Annotated in this window: 16 protein-coding genes; 14 read left to right on the forward strand and 2 right to left on the reverse strand. The window is 44.5% G+C overall.

Going from position 1 to position 13,397, the window contains the following annotated elements:
* Positions 1–21 precede the first annotated feature (21 nt).
* From O3627_RS00150 to O3627_RS00190, 9 genes are all read left to right on the forward strand, one after another.
* Complete coding sequence (locus O3627_RS00150) at positions 22–681, forward strand: cystathionine gamma-synthase (RefSeq protein ID WP_268685366.1); 660 nt, start codon at positions 22–24, stop codon at positions 679–681.
* A gap of 281 nt (positions 682–962) precedes the next feature.
* On the forward strand, positions 963–2,297 hold the full coding sequence (gene murC, locus O3627_RS00155) for a UDP-N-acetylmuramate--L-alanine ligase (RefSeq protein ID WP_371621218.1): 1,335 nt from the start codon (positions 963–965) through the stop codon (positions 2,295–2,297).
* Between the two features lie 11 nt (positions 2,298–2,308).
* On the forward strand, positions 2,309–2,821 hold the full coding sequence (locus tag O3627_RS00160; RefSeq protein WP_371621219.1) for a GNAT family N-acetyltransferase: 513 nt from the start codon (positions 2,309–2,311) through the stop codon (positions 2,819–2,821).
* Positions 2,821–3,336 (forward strand): N-acetyltransferase family protein, encoded by a 516-nt coding sequence (locus O3627_RS00165; RefSeq protein WP_371621220.1) that lies wholly within the window; start codon positions 2,821–2,823, stop codon positions 3,334–3,336. Before O3627_RS00160 ends, O3627_RS00165 begins: the two co-directional genes overlap by 1 nt.
* Before the next feature lie 50 nt (positions 3,337–3,386).
* Positions 3,387–4,886 (forward strand): endolytic transglycosylase MltG, encoded by a 1,500-nt coding sequence (mltG, locus tag O3627_RS00170; RefSeq protein ID WP_371621221.1) that lies wholly within the window; start codon positions 3,387–3,389, stop codon positions 4,884–4,886.
* A 145-nt stretch (positions 4,887–5,031) separates the two neighbouring features.
* Positions 5,032–5,514, forward strand: coding sequence for a transcription elongation factor GreA (gene greA, locus O3627_RS00175; RefSeq protein WP_002894584.1), 483 nt, complete (start codon positions 5,032–5,034; stop codon positions 5,512–5,514).
* A gap of 153 nt (positions 5,515–5,667) precedes the next feature.
* Entirely contained in the window at positions 5,668–6,288 is a 621-nt protein-coding gene (locus O3627_RS00180; RefSeq protein WP_371621222.1) for a GTP pyrophosphokinase family protein, read from the forward strand.
* A 4-nt stretch (positions 6,289–6,292) separates the two neighbouring features.
* A complete protein-coding gene (locus O3627_RS00185) occupies positions 6,293–6,994 on the forward strand; it encodes a response regulator transcription factor (protein WP_033179275.1) in 702 nt (233 codons plus the stop codon).
* Positions 6,978–8,213: a cell wall metabolism sensor histidine kinase WalK gene (locus O3627_RS00190; RefSeq protein ID WP_002899723.1), complete on the forward strand. Its 1,236-nt coding sequence runs from the start codon at positions 6,978–6,980 to the stop codon at positions 8,211–8,213. The genes O3627_RS00185 and O3627_RS00190 overlap by 17 nt, the downstream gene beginning before the upstream one ends.
* Positions 8,214–8,329: 116 nt before the next feature.
* Here the strand turns inward: O3627_RS00190 and yidC are convergent, their stop codons facing one another.
* Together yidC and O3627_RS00200 are read right to left on the reverse strand one after the other, a co-directional pair.
* On the reverse strand, positions 8,330–9,253 hold the full coding sequence (yidC, locus tag O3627_RS00195; RefSeq protein ID WP_125382900.1) for a membrane protein insertase YidC: 924 nt from the start codon (positions 9,251–9,253) through the stop codon (positions 8,330–8,332).
* Between the two features lie 81 nt (positions 9,254–9,334).
* Complete coding sequence (locus O3627_RS00200; RefSeq protein WP_072074440.1) at positions 9,335–9,613, reverse strand: acylphosphatase; 279 nt, start codon at positions 9,611–9,613, stop codon at positions 9,335–9,337.
* 84 nt (positions 9,614–9,697) lie between these two features.
* On the opposite strand from O3627_RS00200, the gene O3627_RS00205 reads away from it, so the two are divergent.
* From O3627_RS00205 to O3627_RS00225, 5 genes are all read left to right on the forward strand, one after another.
* Positions 9,698–10,438, forward strand: a complete 741-nt coding sequence (locus O3627_RS00205; protein WP_125382899.1) for an RNA methyltransferase — start codon at positions 9,698–9,700, stop codon at positions 10,436–10,438.
* A gap of 44 nt (positions 10,439–10,482) precedes the next feature.
* Positions 10,483–10,974 carry an HD domain-containing protein gene (locus O3627_RS00210; RefSeq protein ID WP_049553184.1) on the forward strand — a complete coding sequence of 164 codons (492 nt, stop codon included), beginning with the start codon at positions 10,483–10,485 and terminating at the stop codon, positions 10,972–10,974.
* A gap of 25 nt (positions 10,975–10,999) precedes the next feature.
* Positions 11,000–11,683: a Bax inhibitor-1/YccA family protein gene (locus O3627_RS00215; RefSeq protein WP_002899730.1), complete on the forward strand. Its 684-nt coding sequence runs from the start codon at positions 11,000–11,002 to the stop codon at positions 11,681–11,683.
* Positions 11,684–11,787: 104 nt separating this feature from the next.
* Positions 11,788–13,038 carry a diaminopimelate decarboxylase gene (locus tag O3627_RS00220; RefSeq protein ID WP_343092028.1) on the forward strand — a complete coding sequence of 417 codons (1,251 nt, stop codon included), beginning with the start codon at positions 11,788–11,790 and terminating at the stop codon, positions 13,036–13,038.
* 56 nt (positions 13,039–13,094) lie between these two features.
* Positions 13,095–13,343, forward strand: coding sequence for a YneF family protein (locus tag O3627_RS00225; protein ID WP_002894600.1), 249 nt, complete (start codon positions 13,095–13,097; stop codon positions 13,341–13,343).
* Positions 13,344–13,397 lie beyond the last annotated feature (54 nt).

Consider the following 13,397-nt stretch of genomic DNA (forward strand, 5'->3'; position numbering starts at 1 on the left):
AAGGGTTGAAAGGAAAAAGATATGACTGATAAACAATTTCCTCTGGTGTCAGATGATGAAATCATGCTGACGGAAATGCCACATATGAATCTTTATGATGAACTGGATCTCATTAGCAACATTACCGGAGACTATACAGACCGTAATTATTTGGAATGGATGCCGATTGTGGACTCCAACAGGCATGCTCCCATCGCTGCCAGTCAGGCTATCAGAAGACCGCTGCAAAAGCAGTCTGCTTTCAAGGATTTTAAAAAGCCGATTGATAAGAAAGATCCGGCCATTCGTTATGCTGAGCAGGCACGCGAGGAAGCTCGGGCAGATTTGAAAAAGAAGCGTTCAGCGTCTTATCTGACCAGCGACCTTCCGACTAAGGTCCGCAACAGAAAGCTTCCGACAGCTTCTAATGCGGAAAGACCTAAGCCAACAGCCCCTTTTCAAAAGAATACATCGGGCGAATTTACGAAGTTTGGCGACAGGCTTCAGCAGGATAACTATATTTTGGCAGATATTCAGCCTGAGTATAGCCCTCAGAAGCAGGAGCCGGAAGAAAAGCCTAAGAAGAACAATTATGATTTTTTAAAAACCAGTCAGATCTATAATCAGGATAGAGCTAAGGAGGAGCAGTTGAAGCATTCCAAGGCTCAAGAGCTGAACTTGACAGGCTTGGACAGCGATTAAAGCTGGTTTGCTTGAGCCTTTTCTGCTTGCAGTTTTCTGATGTTTATAAGGAAATTGCTGTTTGGTTATGTAAATGTAAAATTTATCTGCATATAACATCCATCATCGGTTGAAGAAGACCGATGCTAGAAGCTGGGACTTACTGATTGGTCCGGCTTCTTTGGTGTTTTGGTGGTGCCTAAAAGCTTGTACATAAAGAAAATCCCTGCGGGCTGATTAGGGTCTGCGGAGATTTTCCTCTTTGGACTTGCTTTTATGGCCTTGTATCTTAAGGAGTAATCATGACGAAAACCTATCATTTTATCGGGATTAAGGGCTCTGGTATGAGCGCTTTGGCTTTGATGCTGCACCAGATGGGCCATAAGGTTCAGGGCAGTGATGTTGATAAATATTATTTCACTCAGCGCGGTCTGGAGCAGGCTGGCATTTCCATCCTGCCTTTTGATGAAAAGAATATCCAGCCAGACTATGAAATCATTGCCGGCAATGCCTTTCGTCCAGATAACAATGTGGAAATTGCCTATGCAGACGCAAACGGTATTGGCTATAAACGCTACCATGAGTTTTTAGGTGGCTTCATGCGTGACTTTGTCAGCCTGGGAGTGGCTGGTGCCCACGGGAAGACTTCTACAACGGGTATTCTTTCCCACGTTCTCTCCAATATCACGGATACTAGTTATTTAATTGGGGATGGTACAGGCCGCGGTTCTGCCAATGCCAAGTATTTTGTCTTTGAGTCGGACGAGTACGAGCGTCATTTCATGCCTTATCATCCGGAATATTCGATCATTACCAATATTGACTTTGACCATCCGGATTATTTCACGAGCCTGGAAGATGTCTTTAACGCTTTCAATGACTATGCCAAGCAGATTACCAAAGGACTCTTCATTTATGGAGAAGATGAGCAATTGCGCCGGATTACGTCCAAGGCTCCGATTTACTACTATGGCTTCAAGGAAGAGGGCAATGACTTTGTTGCTCACGACCTCTTGCGTTCTACCAGCGGTTCAGCCTTCAAAGTTTCTTTCCGCGGGCAAGAGCTGGGTGAGTTCCAAATTCCAAGCTTTGGCCGCCACAACATTATGAATGCGACAGCAGTCATCGGTCTCTTGTATACTGCAGGTCTTGATCTGAATCTAGTACGGGAACATCTCAAGACTTTTGGCGGAGTTAAGCGCCGCTTTACAGAGAAAATTGTCAACGAAACAGTTATCATTGATGACTTTGCTCACCATCCGACGGAAATTATCGCAACTCTGGATGCAGCTCGTCAGAAGTATCCAAGCAAGGAAATCGTGGCAATCTTCCAACCGCATACCTTCACTCGGACCATTGCTCTCTTGGACGAATTTGCGGAAGCCCTCAATCAGGCTGACTCAGTCTATTTAGCTCAGATTTACGGATCTGCGCGTGAGGTGGACAATGGCGATGTTAAGGTTGAAGATTTGGCTGAAAAGATTGTGAAGCGGGCCAAGGTTATTGACGTGGATAATGTTTCTCCGCTTCTTGACCATACTAATGCCGTTTATGTCTTTATGGGAGCTGGGGACATCCAGACCTATGAATATTCCTTTGAACGTCTCCTGTCCAATCTTACCAGCAACGTTCAGTAGGAGGAAACTTGATGGAAGCACCGATTCGTATCAGACAGGCTGACTTGAGCGACTGGGAAGAAATTCTTGCAATTGAGCAGCTGAATTTTCCAGCAGCAGAAGCAGCCAGTTCAGAAGTTCTCAAAGAGAGGATTGAGCAGATTCCAGATACTTTTTTGCTAGCAGTGCTGCATGGTCAGCTTGCAGGCTATATTGTTGGACCTGCTGTTCAGGTGCGATATTTGACAGATGATCTCTTTAGCAAGGTGGGTGCTAATCCTCCAGAAGGTGGCTTCATTGCCGTCCAAAGTCTGTCCGTCCATCCTGATTTTCAGAGGCAGGGGGTCGGAACCTTGTTGCTTGCAGCTCTCAAGGAGACAGCTGTTCAGCAAAATCGACAGGGCATTAGCCTAACCTGTCATGATGAGTTGATACCTTATTATGAGATGAATGGTTTCGTCCACGAAGGGATTTCTGACTCAAGTCATGGTGGAGCTGTCTGGTCTGATATGGTGTGGGAAAATCCCAATTTTAAGGAGAAGTGATGATTATCCGTCAAGCTCAAATGCCTGACTTAGATGCCATTTATGCTATCGAATTGGAAAATTTCAGTCCAGAAGAGGCTGTTAGCCGAGAAAGTCTAGCAGCTCATATCCAAACCCTATCTTCGACTTTTTTGGTGGCAGAAAAGGACGGTAAAATTTTGGGCTATCTGGAGGGACCTGTCCGTCCAGAACGTTATTTAAAGGACATTTCCTTTACAGAGGAGATTGAAGATTATGGTCATCTGGACGGTGGCTTTATCTCTCTGACCAGCCTTTCTATCTCGAAGGATGCTCAGGGGATGGGAGTCGGCCGCAAGCTATTGGAAGCTATGAAAGAGATTGCTATAGCAGATGAACGCCACGGCATCAATCTGACTTGCCACGACTACCTCACCGCTTACTACGAGAAGCATGCCTTTGTAAATGAAGGTTTGTCACAATCAACTTACGCAGGCGCTACTTGGTTTGATATGGTCTGGGAAAATCCTAGACTCAAACTGCAAAAAAACCAATAATAAGCTAGAAAATCCTACTCTTATTGCATTTATCTGACTTTTAAGATATAATGTTAGGGATTATGATGAAGGAGGTCAAATTTTTGACTGAAAAATCACAAGACAAAGAGAAGAATCTGAGCTTTAAAGAGCAGATTTTGAAAGACTTAGCTGGAGAAAAGGAAGAACAAACTCCCTCTTCAACTAGCCAGTCAGAAGCGGACTCTGCTTCTGCAAAAGAAACAGCAGCTGCGGATGACTTTGAAGCTAGACCGGCTTCGGTAGATGTTTCCTACAAGGTTGCAGAGAATGAAAAGGCTCACCCTCAGGTCTATGGCCGAGTGGATGAGGAAGATAAGAAGCCCAATGAGGTCCTATCTCGGGCTAATCGGGCCAACAACACGGTCAAGAAAAAACGTCAAAACACCTTAGCCCGCAGGATTATGACAACTGTTCTGCTGATTGTCCTGCTGGGACTTGTGGTCACAGGAGTTGTCGGCTATACTTATGTATCTTCAGCTCTTAAACCTGTTGATGCAAACGCAACAGAGTATGTGACGGTTGAAGTACCAGAAGGCTCTAGCTCTAAACAGATTGGGGAAATCCTCGAGAAAAAGGGGCTGATTAAAAATGCCCAAGTTTTTAGTCTTTATTCCAAGATTAAAAGCTTTAACAATTACCAGTCTGGCTATTACAATCTCCAGAAGAGTATGGATCTAGATACCATTGCTCGGCAGCTTCAGGAAGGTGGAACAGATACGCCGCAACCACCAGTTGTTGGTAAGGTTACTATTCCTGAAGGCTATACACTGGAGCAGATTGCAGAGGCTGTGACGGTTAATGCAGCTGCAACTTCTAAAAAGACTGGTAAAACACCTTTTAGCAAGGACGATTTCCTAGCTAAGGTGCAGGATGAAGCTTTCATTTCCAAGATGGCGGCTAAATATCCGCAGTTGCTGGGCACATTGCCAAGCAAGGACAGCGGAGTCAAGTATCGCTTAGAAGGTTACCTCTTCCCTGCCACTTATAACTATGGTGAGGATGCGGATCTGGAAAGCTTGATTGATCAAATGTTGGGCGCAATGAATACCAATCTGTCTTCTTATTACTCTACTATCGAAGCGAAGAACCTAACGGTTAATGAAGTTCTGACACTTGCTTCTCTGGTGGAAAAAGAAGGTTCAACAGACCAGGACCGCAAAGATATTGCCAGCGTATTTTACAATCGTCTCAATCAAGCGATGCCGCTTCAGAGTAATATCGCTATCCTTTATGCTCAAGGCAAGCTAGGAAAGAAAACGACTCTGAAAGAGGACGCTGAAATTGATACCAATATTGACTCGCCTTTCAATGTCTATAAAAAAGAAGGGCTTATGCCTGGACCAGTTGATAGTCCCAGCCTATCTGCTCTGGAGGCTACCATTAATCCAAGTAAGACGGACTACCTCTACTTTGTGGCAAATGTTGAAACAGGCGCTGTTTACTTCGCCAATACTTATGAGGAACACGCTAAAAATGTTGAGGAGCATGTCAATAGCAAGCTCACTCAATCCAGCAGCAGTTCTAATTAGACTGCTATCATTGCAGATAAGAGAAAGCTAGTGCATTTAGTTCAAGCTTTCTCAGTCCTGCTATATAAAAAAGGGACTGATACAGACTTGTCTCAGCCTCTTGTTTTAGTTTTAAAATAAAAGAAAATAAAAGAAAAGAGAAAAAATGGCTGAAAAAACTTATCCTATGACCCTAGAGGAAAAGGAAAAACTAGAAAAAGAATTAGAAGAATTGAAATTGGTGCGTCGTCCAGAAGTGGTAGAACGTATCAAGATTGCCCGCTCCTACGGCGATTTGTCAGAAAACAGTGAATACGAAGCTGCAAAGGACGAACAGGCTTTTGTGGAAGGACAGATTTCTAGTCTGGAAACCAAGATCCGCTACGCTGAGATTGTAAACAGTGACGCTGTAGCCAAGGACGAGGTAGCTATCGGCAAAACAGTTACCATTCAAGAAGTAGGCGAAAGCGAAGAGGAAGTCTACATTATCGTTGGTTCTGCTGGTGCAGATGCTTTCGCAGGCAAGGTATCCAATGAAAGCCCGATTGGTCAAGCTCTAATTGGCAAGAAAACAGGCGATACTGCAACAGTCGAAACACCGGTTGGCAGCTACGACGTTAAAATTCTCAAGGTTGAAAAAACCGTTTAATAAATACCAAAAGGAACTGGCTAGAAGACTGGTTCTTTTTTCGTTTCTTTTAAGACAGAGAGTGTAGGATAGATAAGAAGAGCAGGGGAAAAATAGAGAAAAGACAGATGGTTATGCTATAATGAGAATAAGCTAGAAAAGTAGGAGAACTGTATGCAAGAGCAAGATATTTATGGGAAATATGGCGCCTATCTGCCCAAGATTTTAGAGAATCTTAGCCAGCGTATTCAAGAGGCTAATGATCGGGTCAAGCAGGAAACAGGGCAGAAGCTTTTTGAGCATTTTAATGCACGAGTCAAGCAGGCAGCCAGTATGGAAGAGAAATGTCAACGCAAGAATTTGCCTAGGGCGCCAGAGTCAGCCCTGAAAGAAATTCGTGATGCGATTGGGATTCGGATTGTTTGCGGTTTTATCGAGGACATCTATCAGACTATTGAGGTGCTTCGTCAGCTGGAGGGCTGTGAGATTGTTCTGGAAAAGGACTATATCCAGGCTGCCAAGCCTAACGGGTATCGCTCCTACCACTTGATATTAGAGGTGGAGACTCCTTATGAGGACTGTCATGGTCAAAATCCCGGCCGCTATTTTGTAGAAATCCAGCTTCGGACCATTGCTATGGATTCTTGGGCCAGCTTAGAGCATCAGATGAAGTACAAGCATGAGATTAAAGACAGCAAGCGGATTGTCCGTGAGCTGAAACGCTGTGCAGATGAGCTGGCTTCCTGCGATGTAACCATGCAGACCATCCGCAATTTGATTCGAGAAAGTGAGTGAGATGATGAAGATTTTATTAGCTGAAGATGAGCAACAGCTGTCCCGCGTCTTGGAAACAGCGATGACCCATGAAGGCTATCAGGTTGATACAGCCTTTGATGGGCAAGAAGCTGTGGACTTGGCCAAGGAAAATGCTTATGATTTGATGATTCTGGATATCATGATGCCGGTCAAGACAGGCATTGAAGCGTTGAAAGAAATCCGCCAAACCGGCAATACGACCCATGTCATCATGCTGACAGCTATGTCAGAGGTGGATGACAAGGTCACAGGGCTGGATGCCGGTGCAGATGATTATCTGACCAAGCCCTTCTCTCTGAAAGAGCTTCTGGCTCGCCTGCGCTCTATGTCCAGACGGGTAGCGACTTTTACGCCAAATTTGCTACAGATTGGCCAAACGAGCCTCAATGTCGGAGAGCATGAGCTCATTAGCTCCAACTCTATTCGCCTAGCCGGCAAGGAATCTAAAATGATGGAATTTCTCATGCTTAATGCCCAGAAGAGTCTTTCCACTCAGGAAATCTTCCGTCATGTTTGGTCCAAAGACGAGGATGAGGATTTGGACGAAGGCTTCGTCTGGATTTATATTTCCTATTTGCGGCAGAAGCTGAAGGCCATCCATGCTGACCTTGCTATCTTGGGTGAGGAAGGCGGCAGTTTCACTCTGGTGCCGCTGGAAGGAGATAGCCATGTTTCGGAAGCTTAAAATTCGGTTCATTCTGCTGGCTTCGGCAGCTATTGTCTGTATTTTGCTGACCATGATTGCTGTCTTAAATTCCGTTCGCTTTCTGCAGACCAACGGAGAAATCCAAGCAGTTCTCAATATTCTATCTGCCAATAACGGCGATTTTCCCAGCGTAGAAGAAACGGCTGAGAGCTTGCAAAACGACCGTATCACCATTGATACCATCTACCAATACCGCTATTTCAGTGTGGTCTATAAGGAAGACAAAACACTTTACTCCACCAACTTAGACCATCTTTCCAATCTATCTAAGGAGCAGGCGCTCAGCTATGCTAACAAAGTGATTAAGAACAGCCGCAGCAGTGGGGTTTTTAAGGTAGGCAGTCAATTTTATTCCTACCAGATAACGCAGGATTCCAAGACCAAGCGCTATTTACTGGTGGTCTTAGATTCGACCAATTATCTCGAAAGCCGCAATGACTTTTTCTGGCTGTCTATCCAGTTATGCTTCTATAGCTTTATTTTCTTTGTTTTAGTCGTGTCTGGATTTTCTAACTTTGCCATCCGTCCCTATATCAAAAACTATGAAAATCAGAAGCGTTTCATCACTAATGCGGGACATGAACTGAAGACGCCATTGGCCATCATCTCAGCCAATACGGAGCTGCAAGAGCTGATGACTGGCGAAAATGAATGGACAGAAAGCACCAAGGACCAGGTCAAGCGCCTCAGTAATCTAATCAATCAAATGGTCGTTCTGGCCCGTCTGGAAGAGCAGCCAGATGTTACCTTGGTAGATGTGAATTTCTCAGAAGTTGTCAAAAAAGTGGCTGGGAACTTCAAGTCTGTCATCGAGAAGGCAGGCAAGAAGTACGAGATTAAGCTGCAGGAAGACATCCATGTCAAGGCAACTGAAGATGAACTTTATGAATTGGTCAGCATTCTGATTGACAATGCCTGCAAGTATTGTGATGAAGATGGGCAAATTTTTGTCACTCTGACCAAGGCTAAGCGGGGGAAACGAGCTCGTCTGACGGTAGCCAATAGTTACGCGGACGGCAAAAATGTTGATTACAGCCGTTTCTTTGATCGTTTCTATCGCGAAGACGAATCGCACAATCAGAAGCAGCCTGGCTACGGGATTGGCCTATCCATGGCAGAAAGTCTGGTGCGGATTTTCAAGGGCAGGATTTGGGTTTCATATAAGAAAGGCTTGATTGGCTTTACCGTTTTACTGTGATAGAGTCACCTCGTTCATCAGTTATTGCTTTGTTTGCTGAGCTTTTTGTATCGGTTACGCCGATTCTTACTCGAGATTAAAAAAATTCTTCTAGTGTTAGCTAGAAGAATTTTTCTTTATCTTGACCGTTGCTTACCAGCATTGCGGTTCTTTTTCTTTTTGTTCTTTTGCTCAATAGCCTGCTGAGCTTTTGGAGTAACATCTTTAGCTCGACTCGCTTTTTTCAAGCCTTTAGGAGGATTTTTTTCAAATTCCTCTGCCACCTGTTTTCTCAGGCGAGGTCGAATGATGTAGTTGATGATAAATTGCTGGATGATTTGGATAAATCCACCGACTACCCAGTAGAGAGTGACTGCGGCAGGGGAGAAGAAAGAGAAACCAACAATCATGATAGGACTCATATAAGAAGCCTGTTTCATGCTGTTTCTTTGAGTTTCATCTTCAATACCATGCAGGGAGAGCACCGACTGGATATAGTAGAGGATACCGACAATGGCAGTCAAAGCCAAGTCGCTTTTGGCCAGGTCTTTAATCCAGAGGAAGGAACTGCCTGCAACTCCTTGAGTATACTGGGCTGCAAAGAAGAGGGCTGAGAAGAAAGGCATTTGGATGAGCAGAGGCAGACAGCCTATACCGCCAAACATGCTGAGTCCATTTTCTTTTTGAGCAGCCATCAGTTCTTGCTGAGCCTGCATCTTCTCTTCCTGAGTTTCAGCATTTTTGATTCGATCTTGGATTGGGGCAAAAATTGGCTTGAAGTAGTTCATCTTTTCAGACTGAAGCGTTGCCTTCCAAGACTGATAGATTCCCAGCGGAAGAATGATAATCCGCACGATGAGCGTAACGATGATAATCGCCAGACCATACCCCAGACCTGAATTCTTGGCAAAGAATTGGATGCCATCCGCCATAGGCTGACCAATCACGTCCCAGATCAGACCAGAAGGATTACCGGCCTTGTCGCGGCCCACACAGCCAGACAGGAAAAGAAGCGCAGCCAGTCCCATACCGGAGAATAAAAAGCGTTTGAAATGTTTCACGAGTTCATATCCTTTGTTTCTAAAAAATAATACCTATCTATTCTACTGTTTTTTTGCAAAATATACAATAGTTCTGCAGACCTAATTTGAAATTTTAAAGTCAGGATAGGAGTCAAAATTAGCCATAGTCACATCCAAATAGCTGACCTTAGAAAAAGGTGTCGGTCCCTTGCGGATTTCCTGGATAAACTTAGCTATCAGAGCGGGGTCATCAGCCTGAGCCAGAATGCCAACAGTACCATCGTCGTTGTTCCAGACTCGGCCGGTAATACCTCCGATTTCCAGCGCTAGAGAATAAACTCCCCAGCGGAATCCGACCCCTTGTACTCGTCCTTGGGCTATCATTTTTACTTTCTGCATGGCGTCCTCCTTTAGTGAGCGGACCGAGGGGATTTAAGCCCTCAGTATGAGTGCAAGTCTGCTAAATTGTGGTATAATGTTCTTATGAATATTATAACCTCAAAAGCCAATAATGTGGTAAAAAAAGCTAAAAAACTTCATCACAAAAAATACCGCAAGGATTCTTATTTGATCGAGGGCTGGCATTTATTTGAGGAAGCTGTCAGCAGCGGGGCAGAGCTGATTCGGATTTTTGCTTTAGCGGAATATGCAGAGCGATTAGCTGATTTTTCTCAGGTAATCTTTGTCAGTCCAGAGATTTTAGCAGATTTGGCTGATAGTAAGACACCACAGGGGATTGTCGCGGAAGTGGCTTTTGAAAGGGAAGAGATACCAGCGGAGTTAAGCGGACGCTATCTTTTCTTGGAGGACGTTCAGGATCCAGGTAATGTCGGCACCATCATTCGGACCGCGGATGCAGCTGGTTTTGACGGGGTTTTCATCTCTCAATTGTCGGCAGATATCTATAACCTAAAAACGCTGCGCTCTATGCAGGGGAGTCATTTTCATCTGCCAGTTTATCGGATGGATACAGCTGATTTTATTAGGCTGGCTCAGTCTTCCCGTCTGCCGATTCTAGCGTCGACCTTGTCGTCAACATCTATCGATTACAGAGAGGTGGACAGTAAAGATAGCTTTGTCCTAGTCATGGGCAATGAAGGGCAGGGGATTAGTCCAGAAATGACGGTAGCAGCTGATATTCTGGTCCATATTTTCATGAAAGGGCAGGCAGAAAGTCTCAATGTTGCTGTCGCTGCTGGTATTTTAATCTTTCATTTAAGCTAAAAATCAGAAAAAGAGATATAATAGTTGGCAAGGGAGGTGATTCTATGCCTTACAAAAAGGACGAGGAGTTTATGGCCTATGTTGGGCACTTGATTGAAAAGCCCAGTGTTCAGCGCCTGAAAGAAATTCCCCATCATATTCATTCCAATAGACTTGAACATTCCATCAATGTAAGTTATACTAGTTACAGAATTGCCAAAAAATTTGGTTGGAATGCCCGCAGCACGGCACGCGGTGCCCTGCTTCATGACTTATTCTACTATGACTGGCGTGTGACCAAGTTTAAGAAGAGTCATGCTTGGGTCCATCCGAGGTTGGCAGTTCGCAATGCTCGTAAGATTACTAAGCTTAATAAAGTCGAAGAGGACATTATCGTCAAGCATATGTGGGGCCTGACCTTGGCACCACCTCGCTACAAAGAATCATTCGTTGTGACGATGGTGGACAAGTATTGGGCCGTCAAAGAAGCGACGGCACCTTGGAGACGCAAGGGCGGTAATCGCAAGCTCTTTCATCGAAAGATGCTGAAACCGTAAATGTTTTATTATAAAAGGAGTAACTATGAATCATTCTATTATTCAAGATCAATCAGATATTAATTCTTTCTATGCCAAGATTTATTCTATCGTTGGTGTCGGTATCGGAATCTCAGCAATCGTATCCCTCTTGATGCTGAACTTCTTTCAGGACATTATTATCTCTGTTCTGACAGGCTCCACTTGGATTTTCTATGCAGCTATTGCAGTTGAGTTTATCCTTGTGTTGGTAGCATCTGGAACTGCTCGGAGCAATAGCCCAGCGGCGTTGCCTATGTTTTTAGCTTATTCAGCCATCAATGGTTTTACCTTAAGTATTATCATGGCGCTGTATCTTCAGTCAACTGTTCTCTTAGCCTTTCTGACAACGACCGTTATGTTCTTTGCCATGGGCTTCATCGGCAAGGTGACCAAGAAGGATCTTTCTGGAATGGGCAGAGCTTGTATGGCCGGTTTGATTGGTATTATCGCTGCTAGCGTCCTTAATATCTTCTTGAGAAGCAGTGGCTTGGACTTTATCATCAGTATCGTTGGTGTCCTTATTTTCTCAGGACTCATCGCTTGGGACAATCAGAAGATCCGCTACGTCTATGAGCAGACCAATGGCAATCCAGGAAATGGATGGGCAATTTCGCTGGCTCTGCACCTATATCTGGACTTCATTAATCTCTTCCTCAGCTTGCTGCGTATTTTTGGAAGAAACAAATAACTCAGCTAAATAAGACTCAAGCATTGGACGTTTGCTCCAGTGCTTTTTGTGTCTCCTATGGATTTATGGTATAATAAAGCCAGCAAATAGAAAGCGAGAATAGTATGAAAACTCCTTTTGTCAGTCGTGAAAAGCTAGCTGAGATTACGGCTCAGTTTCCAACCCCTTTCCATCTTTATGATGAGAAAGGAATTCGGGAAAGAGCGCGTGCCCTGCATGAGGCCTTTTCTTGGAATCCAGGCTTTAAAGAGTATTTTGCCGTTAAGGCTACTCCCAATCCTGCTATTTTAAAAATCCTCAAAGAAGAAGGCTGCGGGGTAGACTGTGCCAGCTATGTCGAACTGCTCATGAGCCAAAAGCTGGGCTTTGCTGGACAGGATATCATGTTTTCGTCCAATAACACACCAGCTGAGGAATTTCAGTTTGCGCGTGACCTTGGAGCGACTATCAATCTGGATGCTTATGAAGATGTGGCTTTTCTAAAGGAAGCCGCGGGTATTCCAAAGATTATTTCCTGCCGTTACAACCCTGGCGGTGTCTTTGAGCTGGGAACCAGCATCATGGATAATCCAGAAGAAGCCAAGTTTGGTATGACTAAGGACCAGCTGATTCAAGCTTTCAAAGAGCTCAAGGAGTTGGGAGCTGAGAAGTTTGGGATTCATGCTCTCTTGGCCTCAAATACTGTCAGCAATGACTACTATCCTGAACTGGCTCGTCAGCTTTTTGAGCTGGCTGTAGAAGTAGTGGCTGAGACAGGAGTTGAGTTGGACTTTATCAATCTCTCTGGTGGTGTTGGTATCAATTACCAGCCTGATGGCGAGGAAAATGACATTGCGGTCATAGGTCAAGGAGTTCGTCAGGCCTATGAAGCTATTCTAACTCCAGCTGGCCTAGGACAGGTCAAGATTTATACGGAGCTGGGTCGCTTCATGCTGGCGCCTTATGGCCTGCTGGTCACCAAGGTTACCCATAAGAAGCAGACCTACCGCACCTATCTGGGAGTGGACGCCTCAGCGGTCAATCTGCTGCGTCCTGCCATGTACAGTTCTTATCACCACATTACTAATATGGATCGACCTGAGAGTGAGACAGAGATTGTGGATGTTGTCGGTAGCCTCTGCGAGAATAACGACAAATTTGCTATTAATCGCCCGCTGCCTGTCAGCCAAATCGGTGATACTTTGGTGATTCACGATACGGGTGCTCATGGTTTCTCTATGGGTTATCAATACAATGCTAAACTTCGTTCCAGCGAAATTCTCTTGGAACAAGATGGCAATGTTCGCATGATTCGTCGGGCAGAAAAACCAGAAGATTATTTTGCGACACTGTATGGCTTTGATTTTGAAAAATAGAGAAAATTTGATATAATGAAGAGCAATGTAAAAATGGAAATAGAGGAGTTCTCGATATGAATTTAGTTTTAGCAATTTTCTTGATTATGGCAGCATTTGCTGGAGGCGTGATCTTGGGTATGTATCTGCTTCGTCGTCAAGTGGAGAAGGAATTTGCAGAAAATCCGCGTTTGAATGTAGAAGCAGTTCGGACCTTGCTTAGCGCTAGCGGCCAACGGCCAAATGAAGCGAAAGTACAGCAAGTCTATCGTCAAATTATCAGCCAGCAGAAAGCTGCGCTTGCTAAGAGCAAAAAGAAAAAATAATTTTCTAGTGACTGGCTTTTAATACCAGTAGAGAAAATCAATAAAAAAATGGGG

It is taken from the genome of Streptococcus sp. 27098_8_82, assembly GCF_041431615.1.
In the GTDB taxonomy this organism is placed as follows: domain Bacteria; phylum Bacillota; class Bacilli; order Lactobacillales; family Streptococcaceae; genus Streptococcus; species Streptococcus sanguinis_K.